The organism is Bifidobacterium sp. LH_416, from assembly GCF_056357055.1.
Genome location: NZ_JBKEVJ010000001.1, coordinates 103,925 through 125,821, shown reverse-complemented (window position 1 = coordinate 125,821; position 21,897 = coordinate 103,925). Strand labels below are relative to the sequence as shown.

Sequence of the window (21,897 nt, the reverse complement as noted above, 5' to 3'; positions counted from 1 at the left end):
GACGTGCGGCCGCATCTCATGGGCGGCTGTCGTTGGCCGCGATGCATGTCGCCATGCGCCGGGTCTCCGCCTCCACCTCGTCGCGCGTCCACTTGTGCGGTTCCACATACGGCCAGCCCATCATCGCGCACAGGGCACGCCGCCGTTCGTCAAGATCCTCGCCGTCCAGGGCGATCATGCTGCCGTTGCCCTGCAGCGTGTCGAACCCGATCCAACCCCGCTCATCCGGCCCGTAGGTGACGCCGCCATACACATGGGCCAGCGGATCCAGATCGTCGGCGATCAGATTCCGCCATACATGACCATCCGGAATATGCGCGTACCCCTGCCATGCGAAGAACACGTCGTTGGCCACGATCCGCCATTCCACGCCGTCCGTCACGCCGGAACGCACCGCCCGATCCATCCACGGACGCCAATCATAAGCCGCCATCGGATTCCCTCCTCGCTTCACGGCCTGGTCTCGGCGAACATGATCGTCACCGGCAGGCCCAACGCGTGCAGACGGTCCGCGGCCAGCCTGGTCGCCGCGTTCTCCGCACGCCACGCGCCGGCGTCACGCGCGTCCGGATGCGCGTCACGCCACTGGCCCGCGTCCCGCCAATACGAAAGCATCAGCGGCGCCGGCTCCACGCCACGATCGCGCGCCGCCGAAGCCGCCTGCGAGGCTATCTCCACCAGGGCCGTGGCCTTTGCGTCGGCCTCCCGCCACACACCCTCGACCAGATCCCAGGCCTCGCGCGACGGCGGATAGAACTCGCCCGGATCCTCCCAGTTGCGCACCGTGCGCGGCGTCACCCCGATACGCGCCGCCACCCACGACTGCGGCAGGTCCAACATGTCCCGCAGCATACGGAAATCCGCCTTCGACCTCGTATCCGACAAACGAACGGCCATGACATCCTCCTTCAGGTCAACACGTCCATTATTTCCTCTATAGGGAAATAATATCACATCAAAGAGGAAACCCGCATTTCTTGCACGGGCGCATCACCGACGACGTCGAACGAAAACAACCCCTGCACGACCATCCCCCCGGAACACGCGCGAAAAAAGCTACGGCCGCCCGCTACGCGCCCGGCATCCGCCACGCGGGGCCATGCCCCGCGGAAACGGGATCCGCCTGCGGCGGATGCCATACACCGCGCCGCGACCCATACGGGTCGACGGACGCAAGCAACCCACAAGGAAAAGGATGCGGATCGCGGAGGGGTTCCGGCCGGCTCGATTTTGCAGGCGGAGCCGGTGAGTCGCAAGCGTTCGCGCGTCCGCCGGCAAGGGATGACACCCGCCTGCGGCGGGCATCATACACCCCATGCCGACAGCCACGCGGCTTGCGAAACACAACGGCTCCGCCTGCGAAATAGAGCCGTCCGGAAAACAAAGGCATGACATAGGAGCGTGACACATGGACGACAACACACGGACGCAAGGCGAAGCCATACCCGAAACCCTGTGCGAGAACTGCGACCAACCCATCATCACGGAGGCCGACCAGCACCTGTGCGCACGATGCGAAAGCACCATATGCGCCGACTGCTGCGACGAATGCGACTGCGGAAACATCATATGCGACTCATGCAAGAGCGAATGCGACGACGGGAGGTGCACGGCCCGCCTGTGCGACGACTGCAAACACGAATGCGAGGAATGCCATCGCACGCTATGCGAAAACCACGTCTACCGGTGCGAGCAATGCGAGGACGAACTATGCGATGACTGCTCATGCGCCTGCAGCCAGTGCGGCGCAATCCTGTGCGATGAATGCTGCACATGGTGCGACGAATGCGAGGAGAACTACTGCGGCACATGCATAGACGAACACGGATGCTCCACTAGGGAAGCCGCATATCGTGACCCCTACGAAGGCAAAACCGTCAGGAACCCCTTCACATTCGGACTCGAAATCGAAATCGACGGCGAACACGACCGCGAACGCATGGAAAACCATGAACTCATCGCCGGATGGAGCCAAGACGGAAGCCTCCACAACACCGGCTCCCGCGAATACCAGACCCACCCCATGACCATGCGAGACCTCGACGACATCGCCGCGCTCATCAAGGAAATCCACGTACCCGAAGGCAACGCCGGAGGCCACATGCACATCAGCCGAACCCCGCGGCAGACCGCGGGCCGATGGTACTGGGCGCTGGCCGGACTCACCCCCGCCATGACCGGCCGGCTCAACATGAGGCACGCCACGGAAAACCGCTGGTGCCAGCTCACCCACCTCCGCTACCACGGCAAAGCCACCGCCGTCAACGACGACCATACGAACACCATCGAACTACGCACCTTCGGCGCATGGAACGCCGACAGCGCCGACCAGCTCGCACAGGCCGTCACATGGGCCCACTCCATGTGGCGATTCTTCCAACACCACCCCAAAGGAAGCCTCAAGACCCTCGACATCACCGCCACCAGCCGAACCATGTTCGACGCCGCCGTCGAACGCGAACGCCCCGGCCTCGAGCAACGACTGCGCGATTACAAAGCCCGGAAAACCCTCGGCTTCTGAAACGGAAAGGACACCCACCATGTGCGTGATAGCCACCAGCGAAGCGGGAACCATGCCCGACCCGCTTCAGATAATCCTCATGAGCGGCACGAACCCGGACGGGGCCGGAATCGCATGGCACGACGGCCAACGACTCCACCGCTACCGCAACCCCGACAACCGGCAGACCCTCGCCTACATATTCCAGCACTGGAACCAGCTCGAACAGCACCCGTTCCTACTCCACTTCCGCGCCGCCACCCACGGCAGGATAAGCACCGCCAACACCCACCCCTTCCAATACCGGAAACCAGACGGCCAAAACGGATACATCGCCCACAACGGCATCGCCCGCATGTTCGCGAACGGCCCCCACGCGTGCGACAGCCGCAACGCCATCGAAGCATGGCAGGAAGGCAAAGCGAACCTCGCGGACGGAACCCAAGGCCAGTTCGCGCTCATCGACGAAACCGGGAAAATCCAATGGCTCACCAACCGCCACACGACCATAGACGGCATGAGCGGCACCATCAACGTCAGCAACACCTACTGGCTCGACCTCTACGAATACAACATGGCCGACATGTACGGAACAGGCGAATGGGAGGAAGGCTTCGAAGCCGGATACCAACAAGCCATAGAGGAAAACGGCATCACACCGCCCGACGACACCGACAGCCTCGACTACACGCCACGCCACGCCATCCGCCGACCGTGAGCAAGAGTCATGCCACCCGTGAGGTGCGGGTGGCATGACGCCGGCCCCGGAGCCGCCGGACCCCGCCCAGGAGTCGAAAAGGAGCCCGCAGGCGCGGCCGTGGCATGTTCCGCACGCCGTGCATGGCGGGCCGTTCCACGGCCCATGATGCCATGCGCGGCATGCGGTCCACGCCGCCGCGCGCGGGCCGGCCATCCGGCCGCGGGAAACCGTGCTGCGCCCGTGTGTCTCCGGCCCGTGGCGAGGCCGGCCCTATGGGCCGATGATGCCACGCCACGGGCCTGCGCCACGCGGGGCTCCGCCGTCCCCTCGAATGGTGCCGGCCAGACGCTTCGCGTGGCCGGCGCTGTGACGTCGAAAACCATGTTTTCGACTCTTTTCGGCAGCTGGAAGACTACCGGCCGTCCGGGAACCCGTCAACGCCGACGCACGCGGACCCCTGCGGGGATCCGGAGCGTCGCCTTATGACGGAACCCCGGACGGCCGGTAACGCCTTCGCTGACCGAAAAGGTCAAAAAAACAAAATCGCTTTACACCACAGGAGACACACCATGACCACCGCGACAATCACACGAACCAGCGCCGCCGCCACCCGCGAAATCAAGGAATCCCTGCTGGCCAAAGGCCGCAGGAAGACCATCGAGAACATCGGCCTGCCCATCATGAACGCATGGGCTTACGCGCTCGACTTCGACAAGCCCATGAACGAGGAAGACCTCCCCGTCATGGCCGCGCTCATGAGCGAGATGCTCCCATACCGCGACTCGCTCATCATACAGGCCATCGAACCCGAAACAGTCACGGGCGACGCACTGCAAATGGCCATCAACCCGCACACGAAAGCCAACAGGCAACGCATGACCGCCACCCTCACCCGAACCATCATGGACAAGACATACCGTCCCGACACCGAACGCCTCGCCCACGCGTTCGCCATCATGCTACAAACCGCGGCCGCGGCGGACACGGAACAGTCGGCGCAACCCACCGCCGTCGCCGCATACCTCGCATGGATAAACGGAGAAGACGACACGGCCGGGGCACTGGCGCTCGGGGCGCTCACCATCGACCCCGAAACCAATCTGGCGCTCATAGTCCTGCAAGCCCTCGAAACGCACCGCCGACCCGCATACCTGAACTGAGAGACCTCCACAGGGCCGCGACCAAAGAAAAGGCCGCGGCCCCGCAAGGAGAACAAGCATGAAAGCCGAAGAAATCACCCGCATCATCGCCGTCATCGACGACCGGCTCCGCGACCTCACCCGATACGAGGGATTCCAACCATACGAAGGCGTCTACCGGATAGGGGAATGGGGATACGTCACCGAACACGAATGGCGGCAGGCCATCCAAGACCAACCCGCATGGGCCGAAGACGCCTACATGTGCGAAGCGAACGGCATGCCAATCAGCAACATCATCCGACATATCGACAACGGCGGAACCCACGAACTCGCCACCGCCACCGCACACATGTTCGACACCGGCCACGCGGAAAACGTGTTCTACACCGAAGCCACCGAACAAGGCACCGTATGACCCGCACGACCAACGACAACCACGACAAGAAGGACAAACCATGAGCACGACAGTCAGCATCACCATCGAAGGCCTCGGCGACGGCATCCTCGCCGGCACCGTCTGGAACCAATCCGACGACCTCCAAACCGACATCTACCCGCCCGACATCGAACGGTTCGCCGCCGCACTGGAAACCAGCGACCTCATAGCCGAAGGCCCACGCGACATGTACACCGCCACCTACTACACGGAGGAATACCGCAACCTCGCCGCCGCGCTCGGCGACCAGGCCGACATCCTGCCCCAAGCGCCCAGCGACCGATACGACGAGAACCCCGCCCGCATCGAAATCCGCTACTGAAACCGACCCGCCACGCCACCACCGCAAAGAGTCATGCCACCCGTGAGGCATGGGTGGCATGACGCCGGCCCCGGAGCCGCCGGACCCCGCCCAGGAGTCGGAAAGGAGCCCGCAGGCGCGGCCGTGGCATGTTCCGCACGCCGTGCATGGCGGGCCGTTCCACGGCCCATGATGCCATGCGCGGCATGCGGTCCACGCCGCCGCGCGCGGGCCGGCCATCCGGCCGCGGGAAACCGTGCTGCGCCCGTGTGTCTCCGGCCCGTGGCGAGGCCGGCCCTATGGGCCGATGATGCCACGCCACGGGCCTGCGCCACGCGGGGCTCCGCCGTCCCCTCGAATGGTGCCGGCCAGACGCTTCGCGTGGCCGGCGCTGTGACGTCGAAAACCATGTTTTCGACTCTTTTCGGCAGCTGGAAGACTACCGGCCGTCCGGGAACCCGTCAACGCCGACGCACGCGGACCCCTGCGGGGATCCGGAGCGTCGCCTTATGACGGAACCCCGGACGGCCGGTAACGCCTTCGCTGACCGAAAAGGTCAAAAAAACAAAATCGCTTTACACCACAGGAGACACACCATGAACGAGCTCATCACCGAATACCTCAACAGCCCGGAATTCGCCGAACTGCTCGGAATCCTACTGCTATTCGCCATCGTCACCGCAAGCTCATGCATCGCAATGCTCGCCACGGCGATCCGCAACTACCTGCATCCACGCAGCTACGACAGCGCAGAACGCCGCGCACGAGCCAAGGCCCACAGCGCCCACGACGCCAACTGACCACAAAGGAGAGAACCAATGAACAAAATCACCGAGGAAATCCGAAACCGCACATGGAACACGCTCAGCGACAACGGCATGAACCCGCTCAGAGCGGAAGCCGCCGCCAGCATCACACAGGCCATATGCGAACTCATAGGAATCAACACGGAACCCGACAGCGGAGAACCCGGATACCGAAACAGCGACGGCGCCGACTCGCTGCGCGAGGAGACCATCGAACGCGCCCGCCTCATCGCCGAAGCCACCGCCTACAACCAAGACAGGGACAACGCCGAATACCTCACCACATTCAGCGTCAAAGACCTCGGAGCCCTCGACCTTCAAGCCCGCGAAACCTACGACGCCACCGCCAGCAGCGTCGAACAACGCCTCGCCTGCGCCCTGTGCAACGAAATCAACGACCTGCTCGGCATCGAACCGCCCGACGAGCCGGCCACGCCACCGGAACCCGACAGCGGACCCGAAGCCCACTGGAAGGAATGGAACCCGCAAGGCATCGAACAGATGCTCGACGACATCGGACAGAAAACCGGCCACCTCATCGCCCTCATCACATGGCACCAATACAACCGGCGCGAACACCTCGAAAAACCCGACCAGACCCGCCAGCGATGCCTCGACGCCATCGACGACCTCAGACAACTCATGAACAGGGACGCCAGCCGCTGACCGGCAAACCACCAATCAAACCGCAGCAAAAGGAGCTCTAATGTCATACCGCAGCTCATACACCGGAACCATCAGAACCAGCCACCCGACCATGACAGCCGAACAGCTGGCCGAAACCATCACCCACATACTGCAAGACATCACAGGCGGATGGCTCGACCCCGAACAAGGCATCACCCGTGTCAGCACCGACCCCAAGGAGACCAAACCCGCCGACAGATGGCCGACCGCATGCAAAGCCGTCATCCAGATAGAACCCGAGGGAGAGGAAACCTGGTACGACTGGCACGATGACATCACCCAACTGCGCGACAGGCTCAAAGCAAAAGGCATCCAATGCGAAGGCGACATCTACCGGCACAGTGACGACAGCTATGAACCCGACTACGAACGCCTGACCATCACCACCGACACATGCAAGACCGCCATCGCATGGCCCGTGTTCCCGGACGGGGAGAAATGGTAGCCGACCATGAGACGCCCCAACCTGACGCACGCCACCCGCATCACCAGCTGGAACCGCAGCCGACATCGACAGCACGCGCCACGTATGAACCATGAAGACCCCGAACTAGTCGCCATCATGCTACGCGACCGGCAGACCATCGACCGCTACCGGCAAGCCACCGCAACCAGACGGCCCGCGTGAGGAGAGCCATACCACCCGTGAGGTGCGGGTGGCATGGCTCTCCTCACGCGGCCCAAGGGGCCCACGCCGCCCCTTGGGAAACTCCGATGCCGCCGAACCCGGCACCCGAACCGGTCCCCGCACGCCGCATGCGGCGTGCGGGAGGACGGGCAAGCCCTGCCAGATGAAGGAGCTCGCACGGCTCGCCGGCCTCCCATGACCTTCTTCGGCGGCTAGGACGATACCCGCGTCGCCGGAACCCGTCAACGCCGACGCACACGGGCCGCAGGCGGCCCGGAGCGTCGTCTTATGACGGAACCACGGCTTTGGCGGGATACGCGTCCGCTGACCGAAGAAGGTCAAAAAGAAAAATCAGGACACCATTTCCAACCACACGGGAGGCACACATCATGGCACGGAGGAACACCGCCAAGGAGCGCGAACAACTCGCCAACGAACTCCAGACCAAGGTCACCGCATACGTGAAGGAGCTCAAGGACGCCGACGCATGGCGCCGCCTGCTCGACTACATGAGCCGCTTCCACACATACAGCGTCAACAACGTCATCCTCATCATGAGCCAGAAACCGGACGCCAGCCTGTTGGCCGGATACCGCCAGTGGGCCGAACACGGCCGCCATGTGCGCAAGGGGGAAAAGGCCATACGCATCTTCGGCTACAGCACGCGCATCCTCAAGGACGAGGACGGCAACCCCATCATCGATGAGGAGACCGGCGAGGCGAAACGCCGCGCATGGTTTCCCATCGTCTCCGTATTCGACATCAGCCAGACCGAACCCGACGACCCGCGGCACGACGAATACGCCGAAGCCATCAAACCACTGCAACCCGCCGACCTCGAAGGCGAGGACCGGCAGAACATCCTGCCACGCGCCACCCGATGGCTCGAATCCAAAGGCTGGACCATCGGACACGAACCCATGCGTGGCAGCCTCAAAGGCTACACGCAGGCCGCCGAACGCCGTATCATGCTCAACCAGGCCAACAGCCCACTGCAGGACGCCAAAACCATCCTCCACGAAGCCGCGCACGCCATCCTCGCCACCGACTTCGGCAACACCGACCACACCACCGACTACACGGAACACCGAGGACTGGCCGAAACGGAAGCCGAATCAACCGCCTACGTCGTAGCCGGCATCCTCGGACTCGACACCAGCGGCTACAGCGTCGCGTACATCGCCGGATGGAGCGACGGCGACCCCGACACGTTCCGCGAAGCCGCCGAACATGTGCTCAACGCCAGCCGCGTCATAGCAGACGGCATCATCGGCGAAACCACCGGCCGCTGAACAAGAGTCATGCCACCCGTGAGGCATGGGTGGCATGACGCCGGCCCCGGAGCCGCCGGACCCCACCCAGGGGCCGCGACACCACACGCGGGCCCACACAGCCGGGGAGCGGAGCCCGCAGGCGCACCGTGTGCGCGCGGGCCGGCCCAAGCGGCCGCGGGAAAAGGAGCTACGCCCCGCAGGGACGCGGGGCTCCGCCAGCCCCTCGCATGGAGCCGGCCAGACGCTTCGCGTGGCCGGCCCTGTCACGTCGAAACGGTTGTTTCGACTCTTTTCGGCACGCACGACGATACCCGCGCCGCCGGCTCCGTCAACGCCGACGCACACGGACCCCTACGGGGATCCGGAGCGTCGCCTTATGACCTCCCCGGCTCGAGCGCGGGGTACGCATGCGCTGACCGAAAAGGTCAAAAAACAAAAACTCGCTTTCACACATAGGAGACACACCATGAACACCGACCTCGACCGCATCGCACTGGACCTCATCGCCGCCGCCATCCGGACCCTGCAACGCGCCCCGGAACCATACGGGAGGGAACTCGCCACCCCCGGATACCTGCCGCAGCTCATCGCCGACATCGCGCTCGGCGACATCCTCGAGGGAGCCGCCGGCGGAATGCCCGACGGCAACAGGCCCTGCCCCGAGGAACTCGAACGACTCATCACCGAGAACGGGATGACCATCAGCCAGGTGGACGCCGAAGTCTACCGCCGATACGGGGCCGCCGGAAGCGAGGACGACCGGTACAACGCCGCGATCGGCCTCACCATCCGCCGACTCCTCGGAATCCACGACTGAACGCGGCCGAAACCACCCATACCACACACCGACACGGGAGCAACACCATGACCACCGCGACCATCAGCATCTGGAACAACGCCACCGCCACGCTCGACACCATCATGGAATACGCGCGGGCCGACGCCATGAATCTCGCCGAGGAGACCATCGCACTGCAGGACATCAACCCGGAGAACGACTGGCTCGTCAACACCATCATCGAGACCGGGCTCAAGGCCGTCGCCAAGGCAAACACATGGACCACGACAAAAGCCGACAGCCTCCGCCGGGCCATCGACGGCCTCGACATGTGGCACGAGCCACGCCTCGGCAGGGCCGTCGGCGAATACAACGACGACCACCGGCGCCGCGAGATCGAGAACCTCGACGCGATCCGCCTCGACCGGCCCATCATCATCACCGGCAAGGCCGGCGTCTGGCAAGGCACCCGCACCATGTGCAGCATCCTCCGATTCGACACCATCGGCGACATCCTCCGCCAAGCCCCGTGGAACGACATGGACGTCGACGACTGGAGCATCGACGAAAACGACGATCTGCGCTACACCGGCATCCACCACGACGGTACCAACACCTGCACATACCGGCAGCTCAAAACAGGCGCCAGAATCACCGCCACCAGCAGCTACTCGTCGATCCTCCGCAAGAGCGAACCGCTCGGCCGACTCATCCGCGACCACTACGGCATACCCTCACCGGAACACCGGTCCGCGTGAGGAGAGCCATGCCACCCGTGAGGTTCGGGCGGCATGGCGGCCTCCGGCGGCCCAAGGGGCCCACGCCGCCCCTTGGGAACCCCGATGCCGCCGAACCCGGCACCCGGACCACTCCCGCACGCCGCATGCGGCGTGCGGGAGTACGGGCAAGCCCTGACAGATGAAGGAGCTCGCACGGCTCGCCGGCCTCCCGTGACCTTCTTCGGCGGCTAGGACGATACCCGCGTCGCCGGAACCCGTCAACGCCGACGCACACGGACCCCTGCGGGGATCCGGAGCGTCGCCTTATGACGGAACCACGGCTTTGGCGGGATACGCGTCCGCTGACCGAAGAAGGTCAAAAAACAAAATCAGGACCAGACAAGGAGACGGCAATGAACAGCACGACCGAGACACCGAACCTCAGATTCCAACTCGACGACGGCGACTATGACGCATACGCGCGGGCCGACGGCGGCCACGCCTGCGAGGAGCACCCTCCCTACTACGTCATCCACTCCATCACCCGAGGCTATCTCAAAGGAAGCTACGGATTAACGGAGATGTTCGCGGACGGACAACAGGGCGAAGCGGGAACCCTGCCCGTGGAATTCGCCAAGACGCGGACGGAATCCGACCGACGCCTCCCATACGCGAAGGCCATCATGCTCATCAACCGGATGCGTCGCGACCGCAGGGAGGAACTCCGCCGGCTCCTCGGCAAGACCGACGCCCCGCGCACGGCATGAAACCCGACATCCACACAAGACCCGACAGACAAGGAGAACCATCATGGGAAAGCCAGAAACCATCAATGTGCTCATCGTCGAACCGATGAAGAGACCACGCCGCGCCACCATCGCCAACACGCTCGAAAGCCTCCAGCACGAGGTCGGCGGCTACATCGAACGCATCGACCTTGGAGCCGGGAACATCGACTGCTGGTGCAACGAGGAAGGCAAAATCAACGGCCTCGAACCCAACCGAGGCATCCGCTACCAGGAGGACACCCCATATGGACGCAAAGGGGAACTCGCCGACATCATATGCGGAACGTTCGTCATCACCGGATACGACCAGGAAACCGGAGAGGAGACCAGCCTCACCGAGGAACAGGCATCACACTGGGAACGGCGCTTCCATGACCCCGAAGCCGCGTACCGCACCCCAAACGGCAGAGTCGGCATGATCCCCGTATACGCGTTCTGAACCCGTCAACACCCTCTCCATGCCGGAGAGGGCACCATTCGAAACCTTTGGAAACAAAGGGAAAACCAACCAAACCCACTAGACAGAAAGCATAATGTATGCTATACTTGGGGGTGTAAACAAGGAGGGTGGAAATCCTCGGAAGGAGCGGGACATGACCCAATACCGCATCACCGTCACCATGACCAAGGACACCGACGCCACCGACGCCGGCGCATGGCAGATGGGCATCGCATGGCGCAAAAGCGTCACCCTCGACCCCGCCGCCACCGAGGAGGAGGCCGAACTCAAGAACCAGGCATGGAACGGAGACGACGCACCCGACGTCTGGAAACAGGTGGACGCCATCCGCCACCGCGAACAGGAACGCCTGCGCGCCCAGGTCAAGGCGCTCATCGACCTGCTCAACGCGCCACGGCCCGCGCTCGACCCCGACGGCTACCGCCTCTGGGACCGCGTCATGGCCCTCTCCAACCGCCAATGCTGGCAATGGGAGCTCGCCTGCCCCCACAGCAGCTGCCTCAACGGCATCATGCAGACCGCCGGCATCGACGACTGGCCACCCGAGCAAAGCATCCCCGACGTCACCAACCCACTCATCACCATCAACCTCGCAGTCAACAACTGACAGGCCGGCGGGGCGATATCCGCCCCGCCGAACCGTGAACCACACGAACCCGGCACACCACGCCGGACGCAACCAAAGGAGCAGCAAACATGGCAACCATCAACTTCATTCCCATGACCGTCACCGGCAACAGCAGCCAAATCGACTACCGCACCAGCCGCGACGGCACCGTCTTCGCCAGCTTCAGCGTCGCGCAGACCGCCCGCACCCAGAACCAGCAGACCGGCCAATGGGAGGACGGCGCCACCACCTGGATCCGCTGCACCGCCGCAGGTCCACTCGCCGAACATATGCAGGCCAGCGGCTTCGTCAAAGGCATCTACGTCACCGTAACCGGCACCTACCAGCAGCGCGAATACCAGGACCAGAACGGAGCCCGTCGCACCAGCTACGAACTCCACGCCGACGACGTCGCCGCAAGCCTGCGCTTCGCCACCGTCAGCATCGCAAAAACCCAGACCAGCCAAGGCTTCGCCGGCCGCAGCCAGCCGGCCATGCCCGCACCGGGCCAACAGTCATACGCGCCACAACCCGCCTACACCGACGGATTCGCACCCGCCAACCCTCAGCAACCCACCATCTGAGCGAACCCGCGCCCGACCCATGCCGCAGGGGATGCCGTCAACGACGGCATCCCCTTTTCCGTATCCAAACGGACACCGGCACCGGCCACGAAGAGGGAGCCGGCCGTGGAATTCTGGCCGGTCGGGCCCGCACCGCGAACCCGTCCGAAGCGCCGAAGCCGGATTTCAACCGCGGTGCGGCTCGACGCCATGCAATAATTGTGGTACAATTATTGCATGGCAATAAGATTCGACCCGAAATCAGCGTACCGTCACTTCGCGGAGGACCGTCTGGACGAACAACTGATAAGGAAGTCGATGCGCGATCCACTCTGGGTGGCGCTGGTCGACCCGAACGACGACCAGGTGGCACCCCCGGCGAAAACGGTGAGGCCGCCGGTGGTCCTGATGATATGCAAAAGGCATCCAGGCGCGCTCGAGAACGACCTCATCGAACTGCTGATAACTATGGACGGAAGCGACAAACTTGTGTTCCATGCCGAGCATCTGACCGACAAGTGGCGGACCTATTGGCTGAAATGGGATAAGGAAAGGAACTATCATGGTCGATGAGGAATACCTCAACGGACTCGCAGACGAACACGAGCCGGCGCCGTCGAAACCGCCACTGGCGGCGTTCTCCGGCTCCGCAGCCGCCGACATGGCCGCAATGCTGCTCGATGACGACATCCCGGCCGAGGACATGTTCGAAGCCATGAGGGAGTCGGGACGCAGGGGCAGGCCCCCCGCGCGGGACGAACGGGAGAGGAGCATGCAGGAACGGTTCCGGCTGCCGGAATCATGGGGAAGCTACATCGAATACGCCGCCCGACGAGACGGGTACATCGATAAGAACGGTCGCGTCAACAAGAGCGACTACTATCGTGCCCTCATCATGGCCGACGCCGCAGCACATCACGAGGAACGCAGGCTTCAACCGGCCTGACCATCCACGAGACCCGTACCACAGGGGATGCCGTCAACGATGGCATCCCCTTTTCCATGTCCGGACGGATGACGGCGACGACGGCTAGGGGAGCGTGGACCGGTCCGGGAAACGGAGCGAGGGTCCGGCGAACCGTGTGACTCGGATACCTTGGCTCCCATTCGGCAGCGGACGGGAATGCGATAAGGGGAGTCGGCCGCAGTCGTTCATTGTTCCGTTCCTGTCTGATTGATGCCGTCCGCATCCTGACATGGGGCGGGGATCCGCGCAACCGGCCCACGCCTCGCCTTCGCTTCGCTGCGGCGGCCGTGTTCCCGTTGCGCGGATCCCCGCCCCATGTCCTCCTGTTCCCGTCATCAACCAGAAAGGAACGGAACAATGAAGAACGACAACAACCAGACCACCGCAGCATTCGACCCCTGGGCGCCCGTCACACACACCGCATACGGCATCGTCAACTACGTCAAGAACACCGGAACGTATCCCGAATGCTGCGACGACTTGCCGGAAAAGAATATCGGATTCGACCCCTGGGCTCCACAGGACTAGCGGCCACGGCCCGCAAGGGCCACCGGCCGTTCCGGCCGGTTACAACGGTCACGATATCGGCCGATACCCACACCACGCGATATCGGACCCGCCGGCCGCCACCCGCGATATCGGCAGACAAAACGAACCGGCCGATATCACCAGCTGACCAGGGAGGAAAAGACCGGCCTGGCCAGCCGGTTCCGCCACAACGGACATCAAACCGATATCGACGCCACGCGATATCGGAACGTACGGACGGACGCCATGTCCGGCCGTGACGGCCATCGGCCGTTTTCCCTCCGGCCGATATCAGCACAACCCGCATAACCAGCCGGCCGGAAGCAGCAACCGGCATGAAGGACCGCATCGACGCAGGCATGGAATCATTGCCGGAGAAACACCGGCCGTGCACGAGCGGATAGCCGGCATCCCCTCACGCCGCCGAAACCGGACAATGAGGCCCGCATCATGACGGCGGCATGAGGGAAGCATGGAGGATTCAGGTCCAGGCCGGGGAAAAGGAAAAACACGGAAACCCCCACCCAAAAGTCAACAAACCAGAAAAACCCACAGACAATTCCACACCAAAAAAACAACCAAGAACCATCAAAAGCAAGAACAACCAATCAAAACCACATCACAAAGAAAAATCCATCAAAATAAGAGAACCCAACCTCAAAATCAAACGACATGCACTTCTTGCACCCATGCCCTTCAGGGCACCGCCTTTCGGCGGAATTCCAACGAAATTAGCGTCCCTCGTGAGTTTCGACCCCGATATCGGGGAAACGATATCGAACGGGGTCCGCAGGAGGCTCGGGTGGAAGGCTCATGAACGATGAAAACAGCGTGGAAAAGCCTCCCGTGTGCCCCGTATGCGGGTTGGAAGTGTTGGAGATGTACAGGAGGAAGCCCGGGTATAGGAGAGTGCACCGAATCTGTGAGAGACGGGACGCTCACCGCCGAGAGGCCGAAAGGGAGTATCGGCGTCGCATGAGGGCCGAGGCCGAGCTGCTGGCAGCGAGACGGGATGCGGCCCTCGCGGCGAAGGGCCTGGTTCGCGCGGTGAGGGAGCGCAACCGGAAGGCGGACGAGGCCAACCGGGCCGCGGTGGAGGAATGCTACTGGAAGGTCAGGCTCATGATCGAGGTCATGGCTCTCACGCCCATGATCCTGGTCGAATGGCGCGAGGAATGGCTCGTGGCCCTCGCACGCGATATCGGACGGAACGGCATGGACCGGATCGCGGACCTCACCGGATGGATCGATGCCAGGCCCTGGACCATCGACCCCGATATCGATCCAGAGGGATCCAAGAGGCTCGTGGCCCTCTGGCCCGATATCGGGCCGGACGACTGGCCCGCCTACACCGCGGACCTGGACCACGCCGACGACCAAGGCTCCGTCATCGACATGGTCCAGGTCGTGGATCGCATCTGGAACGAGGACCACCACGGCAGAAACCGGTTGGACCACGGATGGTGGAGCCTCGAGCCAAAGGACCACCAATGATCCAAGAGCCAAGAGGGCCACGCAAGAGGGCCACGCAAGAGAGCCTCGAGAGCCACACGAGAGCCACGCCATCACGGAAACCGGACGAAAAGCACGCCGGCTACTGCAGATGGGAACGATGCCCAAACGGATACACCGATCTTTGGCCCGACGGATTCTGCTCAAGCCGTTGCAGAAGACAGTCACGCAGCATCCACCCCGACCAAGTGCCGGCCTCCTACTGCAGACAATGCGGAAAAGCCATGCGCAAACCTGCAAACGGACCCACACCCGACTTCTGCTCGAGAAAATGCCGCAACGAATGGAACAGGGCCCATCGGTTAAACGGCATGGGACGACGATGCAAGGAATGCCGGACAGCCATACCGTTGGGAGCACGCGGCCCCAACCCGGACTTCTGCCCGGGAAGCTGCGCCGACCGTCATCGAATCAAAGACAACGGGCATCGCAGGGAGAACGCGATCGCAGCGAACGCGACGCATAAGGGAAGGCTCAAATCGCAGACGGACGATCTGCGACGGCGCAGCGAACGAATCCAAGCCGAAATGGAAAACCTCGAGGAGAACACCGGTCGAAGCCAAGCGGAACTCCGAACCACGCTCGCGCGCATGATAGCCGTCGCGGCACGAAACGACCCCAACGGAATAAAGGAAAGAAAACCAGAAGGATTCATCGACCGACTCCTCAACCTGTGCGACGAGAAAACCGGACCGGAAACCGCCGCACGAATCCTACGACACAACAACCCAACCCGACAGTCGGAAAACAGACAACCATCATCGAAGGAAACACAGCGACCATGACGATCAGCATGACCAAGATCAGCAGCGCCGAATACACACTCGCCACCGCACGCGACCCGCTGCAGGCGGACGGAACCATAGCCGACACGGATATGCCCACAAAAATCGCAGGAGCCAACCCCGCCGCCTACTACAACGCCGTAGGAAACCCCCCAGGCCGATGGATAGGATCGGCCAGCCGGCTCCTCGGAGGAGAGGAAGGACACGAAGCCGGCGCCGACACCGTGCGCATGCTCATCAACGAACGCCGCAACCCGGAAACCGGATCCACACTCATGCAAACCGACATGCAAGCCGGAGACAACGGACAGGAACCCAACGCCGGATACGACCTCACCCAGACGGTCCCCAAAAGCCTCTCCGTACTCTGGGCGTTCGCGGACCCCGAAACACGCACCGTCATCGACGACTGCCTCCACGAGGCAAGTCGAATGACCATCGAATACTTCGAAAACGAATACGCCGCCACCCGCGCGGGACAAGGAGGAGTCGCGTCGGTCAAATGCGACGGCGTGGCCGGATTCGCGTTCGACCACTACGATTCCAGGGACGGAGACCCGCACCCTCACACGCACATCTTCATCAGCAACCGAGTCCGCCGATCATCGGACCGGCAGTGGACGGCGCTCGACGGACGCAAGGTATACGCCAGCATCGTGGAACTGTCCGAATACAACAGGAACCTCGTGATGGACCTCATCACACAGAGACTCGGATGGTCATGGCACGAGACCGAAAACACCAAAGGAACCAAAGCCATCGGCATGGAAATCGAAGGAGTCCCAAAGGAGCTCATCGACCTGTTCAGCGGACGACACGATGAAATCGCCCGAGAGACCGACAGACGCGTCGCGGAAGAGGAACAGCGCAACGGCCGGCCGGTCGGATGGCGCAGACGGGCGGAGATCGACGCGCAGGTATGGCTCGAGACACGCAAGGCGAAACCCGAAATCCAACCCAGCCTCGCGGACAAGCACGCGCTCTGGAAGCACAAACTCAAAGAGGGAGCGCCCGACCTGAACATGAAGGACGTGTGGGCGGCCGTCAACTCCCATCGCGCCACGACCATGCACCTCGACAACACCGTGGAACAATCCGCATCCATACGGCTCACCAGCCAGCTCGCCGACCACCAGAAACCGTTCTCCGACGACCATGAGCTCCAGCTCGCCGAACAGGCATACCGCACCGTATCAGGGGCAAAGACCACATGGACGCGAAGCAACATCCGATCCGAAGCGCAACGGCTCCTCTCCGGAGTCAGACTCGACCCGACGCAACGCATCCAAGCCGTGAACCGGATAGCGGATCTCGCGCTCGAACGCTGCGTCAAACTCACCCCGACCCGATACCGGGTAGCACAGACGCTCAAGGATCCGGCGCTCGTCATCGAACCAGGACGAAGCACGCTCGACGACCCCGACCTCGACCGTTACACAAGCCGGGAAACGCTCGACAAGGAACAGCATGTGATGGACCTGTTCGACCACACGGATCCACTGGCATGGAAGAAAGACACCGCGCAAACGACGCTCGAAACCATGCAGGACCGGAACAGGCCACTCTCCGAAGACCAGATGAAAGCCGCCGTCCATCTGCTCGAAAGCCCCGGTCAGGCATCAGCGCTCATCGGCCCGGCCGGCACCGGCAAAACCACCACCATGCGAGCCGTCGCCCGCGCATGGAAAAACAACACCGGCGGCGACGTGCTCGGCCTATGCCTGGCGGCCCGCGCACGCGACGAACTCGCCGACAGCATCCAATCAACCGCGATCACCATAGCCCAGCTCAAGGTCAACATGAGCCCCGAAAGCACCAGCCAGGCCAACGCCACCCGCAGGGAACTCGCATGCAGGCTCGCCGCCGCAGCGACCCCGGAGGCACGAGACCGTGTCCGCCGCGCCATCACCCGATTCGACGCGGACCGCCAAACCGGGAGAATCCACTCGGGACAGCTCGTCATCGTGGACGAGGCCGGCATGGTCAACACGCGAGACCTGTACGACATCGCACGATACTGCGAACAAGCCGGAGCCCGCCTCATCCTCTCCGGCGACCCGAAACAGCTCGACGCTCCAGAAGGCCCCACAGGACTGCTCGCATGGGCAGAACGAACCGGACGCAGCGTTGGCCTCACCAGCATCTGGAGGTTCCGCTCCGATCCCGAACTCTGGGCCAATGACCCGGAAGGGATGAAAAACCGTTGGGTGGACGAAGGGGCGAACACGCTGCGACTTCGGCGGGGAGGAACCCGTGACGATCCCGCATCCATGACCGAATGCAGGAACCTCATCAACGAATACGACCAACACGGGCGTCTCCACTGGGGAGAGGACGACCGTTGTGAGAACGACGCCTACCAGATGACCGTACGCTGGCAGAAACTCGGCAAAACGACACTCCTCGTCGCCGGAACCAACGAACAGGTCAGGGACCTCAACCGGCGGACCATACTCGAACGCCGCATACAGGGACTCTCCGACGCCGACCCGTCACGACTCACGCGACTGTCGGACGGTCTCGACGTAGGAGCCGGGGACCGGATCGTCAACAGACAACCCAGCAGAAACGTCACCGACAGTGAGGGAAGGAAAATAGAGAACGGCATGACGTTCACCATCGAACAGGTCGAACGGGACACGCTCACCTGCAGGGATGCCGAAGGCAAACGATGGAACATACCCCGCATATGGGCGCGGGAGGCCTGCGAAGCCGGATACGCGACCACCATCCACCGCACGCAAGGCATGACCGTCGACAAGTGCGCCGTCGTCGTACCCAGCGACGCGAACACACCCCTCAACCTGCTCTACGTGTCCCTCACGCGAGGCCGCGAGGAAAACCACGTCTTCTACGCCTGCAAGACCGAGGACGAACGACGGACCGACCATGAACTATACGGCACCGAAACAGACCCCCACCACATCGCACGGGAAAGAATGCTCAACACGCTCCTCACCCACCCGGACAACCGGACGGCTACCGAAACCATGCTCGACGAGCACGAGCAACGCTACGGACTCCAACGCCTCCTCCACGAGAACGCGTTCCTCGGAGGCCTGATCGCGGGACCCCACCTCATGCATCAACTCAGCCGACATCACAACAAAGGGGAGATGCGCATGATCGAAACCTCACCCAGCTACGAATGGCTTCGCGCCACATGGGCAAGGGCCTACATGACCGACCACCGTCGAGCCCTGGCCATCATCGACCGGCCGATCAAACCCAAAGAACTCAGAACCCGCACACCAACCATCGAACAGACGACCCCCTACGCATTACGAACAGCCGGCAAACACATGCCCGGCAGCGACGCGACCGACAAGGGTACGACGGGAATCACCATCCGACCGGATAAACGGGATCCGCATGCGATGATGCTGACCGACCAGTTCGAACGGCTCGGCATACCCTATGTCAAGCGCCACGGCGACGACGGAAACATCCGACTGGACTTCGACCGGAAATACGCTCCCGCCGCGGACGCGCTCATCGCCACACACATCAACAACGGCACCATACGAGCCGGCATGATACCCGACTGGAACGAATTCGACCGGAACACCAAAAACGAATACGGCAAACCCATCGGAACCCCGAAGGCACCGAAAGGACATATCGACTACGCGGCCGTGCTCGCGGGCAGGCTCAGCAACGGGCTGCTCGACCGGACCCAAAGCGCCGTCCGAAACGAATGGATAGCGGGAATCATCCCGCCCATCAAAGCCTCCAAGCACACGCAGACGCTCGACCTCGTCAAACAGAACGAACGACTCATCGAACAGGCGGCAGACCATCTCGCCGAACAGGCAGGGAAAAGCGGCGAGACATGGGCCATCAAGGCGAAGGAAACACAACAGGAGAAACAGGACCCGAACCTGCTGCGCGACATCGCCGTATACCGTGCCATGTGGAACATCCACGATCCCGAGAATCCGATCGGGAAGCGTCCTCCAAGCCAAAGCGGCAGACAGGAGCAGCACTGGTGCAACCTCGAGGCAAGAATCACCGGACAGGGAACGGGAACCGTCAACCCCGGCCGCAAGCCCGCATCCCGAAAGCCAAACAGGAAGACGGACATATCGCCCCAGCCCAACGTGGAACGGAAGACAAACACAACGCACATGGACAACCACAAAATCCAAGGAGACGCATCATGGAACAGACAGCAAGAAGCCTCGCCGAACAGCTCGTACGATGGGCCGGCCATCTGACCGGAATCCTCTCCGACTGGGACACGCCTCTGCTCATAGCCCTGGCCATCACACTTGCGGTGGCGGCGGGAGTCACCGGTCGGGCCGTCGCCGGGGGAGGACTCATCCGGCAGATCCTATGGATCGCGGTAACTGTCATACTCACGCTCGTCATGCTCACCGTGATCTGGACCATAATGGCCAGATACCTCCCGATACCCGAGATCGGAGGCCTGCTCGAGCGGATGGCCGGACATGAGCCACTGCTCCAGCCGGTGAGTTAGACGATTCAGAGACGGGATGGAACGAGTCCGCGGGTTCGAACGGTTGAACCCGCGGACTTGTTCCATTCGGGGACTCAGCGCCCGATTTTCGACCGGAGCATCCGCGCCTCGGCGGTGTCCTCGAGCTTCATCGCCGTCACGGTGAACGCGAGCACCGGCCTTCCCTGCGAAGGAGCCCACAGCCGGGGACGCCCCGTGAACCTTACGGTCTCGCCGCCGGTCGCCGTGAGCATCAGATTATGGATCCTGCCGTTCGAGGGAAGCAGCGCGATAGGCGTCTCCCGGCCGTCGTTGCCGGTGACGCATCGCAGCACGCGGATCCGCGTCCCGTTCCCCATGAGCGTGCTACGCACCCCGTTCGGCAGTATCCTCGCCACGCATTCGCATTCCCCTATGGCCAGGACGGTCGTGTCCCTCCCGGACGGCATGGAAGTATGCTCCACCATCACTCTCCCTCCTTCCCCGTATCGGGCACCGTGGCCGAGGGCCCATCCTGGGGGAACACCTCGGCCAGCCGGTCGACGTCAAGGGTCGAGGCGCATGAGGACACAGCCTTCGTGAGATTCTGCTGCGCCTTGGTCAACGACTCGTAATCCGAGGAGACGGATGAGGCCACGGCGGACGCATCCGACACCGACGATGCAAGGCCTTCGCACTCAGCTGGGATCGAGGAGCCCAGCCTCGACACCGCGGACTTCGTATTCGGCAGGCTCGATTCGAGATCATCCCTCCGATACTCCGTGGCCTTCCGCAACGCGTCCCTGTACCATGATTCCGCCAAAGGCCTTACCGCGGATGGCTCCTCCTGACGTCCCACGGCCTCGAACACGACGGTTGCGTTGCCGAGCCCGTCGTCGCCGTGGCGGAGCAGCAATTGGCCGAAAGAGTCGATGTTCCCATCCTCGGGGGAGTTCAGTATCGACCGCACCCGTTCGGCGATCTGATCGGTCCCGCCCTCGAACGAGACATCATCCGCGGAGGACGTGGAATCCGCAGCCGAAGAGTCTTCCGTCCCGTGTCCGGTTTTCCCGGTTTCGGCGGTCGGGGACGTGGCTCCCGTCTGCGGGGAGCCTGCGGAGATGAGCGGGTGGAACGGATTGACCGCCGCCATCGTGAGGGCCCCCGCCACCGCCAAGGCGACGAGCATGCCCGCCTGATGCTTCGGTGGACGCGAATCCCACCATCGACGGAGCCTTCCGCCCAATCCATCGTCGCTGCCATGTCTGGTCATGATCA

General features: G+C 62.9%; 27 protein-coding genes. 23 read left to right on the top strand and 4 right to left on the bottom strand.

What is annotated here, in order from left to right; translation table 11 throughout:
* Nucleotides 1-16: 16 nt before the first annotated feature.
* Together AC1AY0_RS00585 and AC1AY0_RS00580 are read right to left on the bottom strand one after the other, a co-directional pair.
* Nucleotides 17-433, bottom strand: a complete 417-nt coding sequence (locus AC1AY0_RS00585; protein WP_476525513.1) for a hypothetical protein — start codon at nt 431-433, stop codon at nt 17-19.
* A 17-nt stretch (nt 434-450) separates the two neighbouring features.
* Nucleotides 451-897 (bottom strand): helix-turn-helix domain-containing protein, encoded by a 447-nt coding sequence (locus tag AC1AY0_RS00580; RefSeq protein ID WP_476525511.1) that lies wholly within the window; start codon nt 895-897, stop codon nt 451-453.
* A 511-nt stretch (nt 898-1,408) separates the two neighbouring features.
* Here AC1AY0_RS00580 and AC1AY0_RS00575 point away from each other — a divergent pair.
* The 23 genes from AC1AY0_RS00575 to AC1AY0_RS00465 all read left to right on the top strand — a co-directional run bounded on the left by AC1AY0_RS00575 (nt 1,409) and on the right by AC1AY0_RS00465 (nt 20,661).
* Nucleotides 1,409-2,521, top strand: coding sequence for a hypothetical protein (locus tag AC1AY0_RS00575; RefSeq protein WP_476525510.1), 1,113 nt, complete (start codon nt 1,409-1,411; stop codon nt 2,519-2,521).
* Nucleotides 2,522-2,540: 19 nt separating this feature from the next.
* Entirely contained in the window at nt 2,541-3,218 is a 678-nt protein-coding gene (locus AC1AY0_RS00570) for a class II glutamine amidotransferase (RefSeq protein WP_476525508.1), read from the top strand.
* A 551-nt stretch (nt 3,219-3,769) separates the two neighbouring features.
* A complete protein-coding gene (locus AC1AY0_RS00565) occupies nt 3,770-4,360 on the top strand; it encodes a hypothetical protein (protein ID WP_476525506.1) in 591 nt (196 codons plus the stop codon).
* Between the two features lie 58 nt (nt 4,361-4,418).
* Nucleotides 4,419-4,757 (top strand): hypothetical protein, encoded by a 339-nt coding sequence (locus tag AC1AY0_RS00560; protein WP_476525505.1) that lies wholly within the window; start codon nt 4,419-4,421, stop codon nt 4,755-4,757.
* 40 nt (nt 4,758-4,797) lie between these two features.
* The gene (locus tag AC1AY0_RS00555; protein WP_476525503.1) at nt 4,798-5,100 is read left to right on the top strand and encodes a hypothetical protein; all 303 of its coding nucleotides are present in this window, start codon (nt 4,798-4,800) and stop codon (nt 5,098-5,100) included.
* 575 nt (nt 5,101-5,675) lie between these two features.
* On the top strand, nt 5,676-5,879 hold the full coding sequence (locus AC1AY0_RS00550) for a hypothetical protein (protein WP_476525502.1): 204 nt from the start codon (nt 5,676-5,678) through the stop codon (nt 5,877-5,879).
* A gap of 18 nt (nt 5,880-5,897) precedes the next feature.
* Nucleotides 5,898-6,551 carry a hypothetical protein gene (locus tag AC1AY0_RS00545; RefSeq protein WP_476525500.1) on the top strand — a complete coding sequence of 218 codons (654 nt, stop codon included), beginning with the start codon at nt 5,898-5,900 and terminating at the stop codon, nt 6,549-6,551.
* 40 nt (nt 6,552-6,591) lie between these two features.
* On the top strand, nt 6,592-7,017 hold the full coding sequence (locus AC1AY0_RS00540) for a hypothetical protein (protein ID WP_476525499.1): 426 nt from the start codon (nt 6,592-6,594) through the stop codon (nt 7,015-7,017).
* Nucleotides 7,018-7,023: 6 nt separating this feature from the next.
* Nucleotides 7,024-7,200 (top strand): hypothetical protein, encoded by a 177-nt coding sequence (locus AC1AY0_RS00535; protein WP_476525497.1) that lies wholly within the window; start codon nt 7,024-7,026, stop codon nt 7,198-7,200.
* Between the two features lie 389 nt (nt 7,201-7,589).
* Nucleotides 7,590-8,492, top strand: coding sequence for an ArdC-like ssDNA-binding domain-containing protein (locus AC1AY0_RS00530; RefSeq protein WP_476525495.1), 903 nt, complete (start codon nt 7,590-7,592; stop codon nt 8,490-8,492).
* 448 nt (nt 8,493-8,940) lie between these two features.
* Nucleotides 8,941-9,291, top strand: a complete 351-nt coding sequence (locus AC1AY0_RS00525; RefSeq protein WP_476525494.1) for a hypothetical protein — start codon at nt 8,941-8,943, stop codon at nt 9,289-9,291.
* A gap of 47 nt (nt 9,292-9,338) precedes the next feature.
* The gene (locus tag AC1AY0_RS00520; protein ID WP_476525492.1) at nt 9,339-10,010 is read left to right on the top strand and encodes a hypothetical protein; all 672 of its coding nucleotides are present in this window, start codon (nt 9,339-9,341) and stop codon (nt 10,008-10,010) included.
* Between the two features lie 374 nt (nt 10,011-10,384).
* Nucleotides 10,385-10,738, top strand: coding sequence for a hypothetical protein (locus AC1AY0_RS00515; protein WP_476525491.1), 354 nt, complete (start codon nt 10,385-10,387; stop codon nt 10,736-10,738).
* Nucleotides 10,739-10,781: 43 nt separating this feature from the next.
* Entirely contained in the window at nt 10,782-11,198 is a 417-nt protein-coding gene (locus tag AC1AY0_RS00510; protein WP_476525489.1) for a DUF3846 domain-containing protein, read from the top strand.
* A 154-nt stretch (nt 11,199-11,352) separates the two neighbouring features.
* Nucleotides 11,353-11,826 carry a hypothetical protein gene (locus AC1AY0_RS00505; RefSeq protein WP_476525488.1) on the top strand — a complete coding sequence of 158 codons (474 nt, stop codon included), beginning with the start codon at nt 11,353-11,355 and terminating at the stop codon, nt 11,824-11,826.
* A gap of 89 nt (nt 11,827-11,915) precedes the next feature.
* Nucleotides 11,916-12,410, top strand: coding sequence for a single-stranded DNA-binding protein (gene ssb, locus AC1AY0_RS00500; RefSeq protein ID WP_476525486.1), 495 nt, complete (start codon nt 11,916-11,918; stop codon nt 12,408-12,410).
* Between the two features lie 216 nt (nt 12,411-12,626).
* Entirely contained in the window at nt 12,627-12,962 is a 336-nt protein-coding gene (locus AC1AY0_RS00495; protein WP_476525484.1) for a hypothetical protein, read from the top strand.
* Nucleotides 12,952-13,335 (top strand): toxin-antitoxin system protein, encoded by a 384-nt coding sequence (locus tag AC1AY0_RS00490; RefSeq protein WP_476525482.1) that lies wholly within the window; start codon nt 12,952-12,954, stop codon nt 13,333-13,335. Before AC1AY0_RS00495 ends, AC1AY0_RS00490 begins: the two co-directional genes overlap by 11 nt.
* Before the next feature lie 378 nt (nt 13,336-13,713).
* On the top strand, nt 13,714-13,884 hold the full coding sequence (locus AC1AY0_RS00485) for a hypothetical protein (protein ID WP_476525480.1): 171 nt from the start codon (nt 13,714-13,716) through the stop codon (nt 13,882-13,884).
* A gap of 461 nt (nt 13,885-14,345) precedes the next feature.
* Nucleotides 14,346-14,708 (top strand): hypothetical protein, encoded by a 363-nt coding sequence (locus tag AC1AY0_RS00480; protein ID WP_476525479.1) that lies wholly within the window; start codon nt 14,346-14,348, stop codon nt 14,706-14,708.
* Nucleotides 14,698-15,378, top strand: coding sequence for a hypothetical protein (locus tag AC1AY0_RS00475; protein ID WP_476525477.1), 681 nt, complete (start codon nt 14,698-14,700; stop codon nt 15,376-15,378). Before AC1AY0_RS00480 ends, AC1AY0_RS00475 begins: the two co-directional genes overlap by 11 nt.
* Nucleotides 15,379-16,177: 799 nt before the next feature.
* Nucleotides 16,178-20,398 (top strand): MobF family relaxase, encoded by a 4,221-nt coding sequence (mobF, locus tag AC1AY0_RS00470; protein WP_476525475.1) that lies wholly within the window; start codon nt 16,178-16,180, stop codon nt 20,396-20,398.
* Complete coding sequence (locus AC1AY0_RS00465; RefSeq protein ID WP_476525474.1) at nt 20,341-20,661, top strand: hypothetical protein; 321 nt, start codon at nt 20,341-20,343, stop codon at nt 20,659-20,661. The genes mobF and AC1AY0_RS00465 overlap by 58 nt, the downstream gene beginning before the upstream one ends.
* A 74-nt stretch (nt 20,662-20,735) precedes the next feature.
* Here the strand turns inward: AC1AY0_RS00465 and AC1AY0_RS00460 are convergent, their stop codons facing one another.
* Both AC1AY0_RS00460 and AC1AY0_RS00455 read right to left on the bottom strand, forming a co-directional pair.
* Nucleotides 20,736-21,107 carry a hypothetical protein gene (locus AC1AY0_RS00460; protein WP_476525472.1) on the bottom strand — a complete coding sequence of 124 codons (372 nt, stop codon included), beginning with the start codon at nt 21,105-21,107 and terminating at the stop codon, nt 20,736-20,738.
* Complete coding sequence (locus AC1AY0_RS00455) at nt 21,107-21,892, bottom strand: hypothetical protein (protein ID WP_476525470.1); 786 nt, start codon at nt 21,890-21,892, stop codon at nt 21,107-21,109. Before AC1AY0_RS00455 ends, AC1AY0_RS00460 begins: the two co-directional genes overlap by 1 nt.
* Between the last annotated feature and the right edge of the window lie 5 nt (nt 21,893-21,897).

Excerpts from the sequence above, each read along its gene's own strand:
- AC1AY0_RS00570 (WP_476525508.1), top strand. The coding sequence starts at position 2,541 with ATGTGCGTGATAGCCACCAGCGAAGCGGGAACCATGCCCGACCCGCTT.
- AC1AY0_RS00485 (WP_476525480.1), top strand. The coding sequence starts at position 13,714 with ATGAAGAACGACAACAACCAGACCACCGCAGCATTCGACCCCTGGGCG.
- mobF (WP_476525475.1), top strand. The coding sequence starts at position 16,178 with ATGACGATCAGCATGACCAAGATCAGCAGCGCCGAATACACACTCGCC.
- AC1AY0_RS00455 (WP_476525470.1), bottom strand. The coding sequence starts at position 21,892 with ATGACCAGACATGGCAGCGACGATGGATTGGGCGGAAGGCTCCGTCGA.
- AC1AY0_RS00565 (WP_476525506.1), top strand. The coding sequence starts at position 3,770 with ATGACCACCGCGACAATCACACGAACCAGCGCCGCCGCCACCCGCGAA.
- AC1AY0_RS00550 (WP_476525502.1), top strand. The coding sequence starts at position 5,676 with ATGAACGAGCTCATCACCGAATACCTCAACAGCCCGGAATTCGCCGAA.
- AC1AY0_RS00475 (WP_476525477.1), top strand. The coding sequence starts at position 14,698 with ATGAACGATGAAAACAGCGTGGAAAAGCCTCCCGTGTGCCCCGTATGC.
- AC1AY0_RS00535 (WP_476525497.1), top strand. The coding sequence starts at position 7,024 with ATGAGACGCCCCAACCTGACGCACGCCACCCGCATCACCAGCTGGAAC.
- AC1AY0_RS00525 (WP_476525494.1), top strand. The coding sequence starts at position 8,941 with ATGAACACCGACCTCGACCGCATCGCACTGGACCTCATCGCCGCCGCC.
- AC1AY0_RS00540 (WP_476525499.1), top strand. The coding sequence starts at position 6,592 with ATGTCATACCGCAGCTCATACACCGGAACCATCAGAACCAGCCACCCG.
- AC1AY0_RS00515 (WP_476525491.1), top strand. The coding sequence starts at position 10,385 with ATGAACAGCACGACCGAGACACCGAACCTCAGATTCCAACTCGACGAC.
- AC1AY0_RS00580 (WP_476525511.1), bottom strand. The coding sequence starts at position 897 with ATGGCCGTTCGTTTGTCGGATACGAGGTCGAAGGCGGATTTCCGTATG.
- AC1AY0_RS00530 (WP_476525495.1), top strand. The coding sequence starts at position 7,590 with ATGGCACGGAGGAACACCGCCAAGGAGCGCGAACAACTCGCCAACGAA.
- ssb (WP_476525486.1), top strand. The coding sequence starts at position 11,916 with ATGGCAACCATCAACTTCATTCCCATGACCGTCACCGGCAACAGCAGC.
- AC1AY0_RS00575 (WP_476525510.1), top strand. The coding sequence starts at position 1,409 with ATGGACGACAACACACGGACGCAAGGCGAAGCCATACCCGAAACCCTG.
- AC1AY0_RS00465 (WP_476525474.1), top strand. The coding sequence starts at position 20,341 with ATGGAACAGACAGCAAGAAGCCTCGCCGAACAGCTCGTACGATGGGCC.
- AC1AY0_RS00545 (WP_476525500.1), top strand. The coding sequence starts at position 5,898 with ATGAACAAAATCACCGAGGAAATCCGAAACCGCACATGGAACACGCTC.
- AC1AY0_RS00560 (WP_476525505.1), top strand. The coding sequence starts at position 4,419 with ATGAAAGCCGAAGAAATCACCCGCATCATCGCCGTCATCGACGACCGG.
- AC1AY0_RS00460 (WP_476525472.1), bottom strand. The coding sequence starts at position 21,107 with ATGGTGGAGCATACTTCCATGCCGTCCGGGAGGGACACGACCGTCCTG.
- AC1AY0_RS00510 (WP_476525489.1), top strand. The coding sequence starts at position 10,782 with ATGGGAAAGCCAGAAACCATCAATGTGCTCATCGTCGAACCGATGAAG.
- AC1AY0_RS00520 (WP_476525492.1), top strand. The coding sequence starts at position 9,339 with ATGACCACCGCGACCATCAGCATCTGGAACAACGCCACCGCCACGCTC.
- AC1AY0_RS00480 (WP_476525479.1), top strand. The coding sequence starts at position 14,346 with ATGAGGGAAGCATGGAGGATTCAGGTCCAGGCCGGGGAAAAGGAAAAA.
- AC1AY0_RS00555 (WP_476525503.1), top strand. The coding sequence starts at position 4,798 with ATGAGCACGACAGTCAGCATCACCATCGAAGGCCTCGGCGACGGCATC.
- AC1AY0_RS00495 (WP_476525484.1), top strand. The coding sequence starts at position 12,627 with ATGGCAATAAGATTCGACCCGAAATCAGCGTACCGTCACTTCGCGGAG.
- AC1AY0_RS00490 (WP_476525482.1), top strand. The coding sequence starts at position 12,952 with ATGGTCGATGAGGAATACCTCAACGGACTCGCAGACGAACACGAGCCG.
- AC1AY0_RS00585 (WP_476525513.1), bottom strand. The coding sequence starts at position 433 with ATGGCGGCTTATGATTGGCGTCCGTGGATGGATCGGGCGGTGCGTTCC.
- AC1AY0_RS00505 (WP_476525488.1), top strand. The coding sequence starts at position 11,353 with ATGACCCAATACCGCATCACCGTCACCATGACCAAGGACACCGACGCC.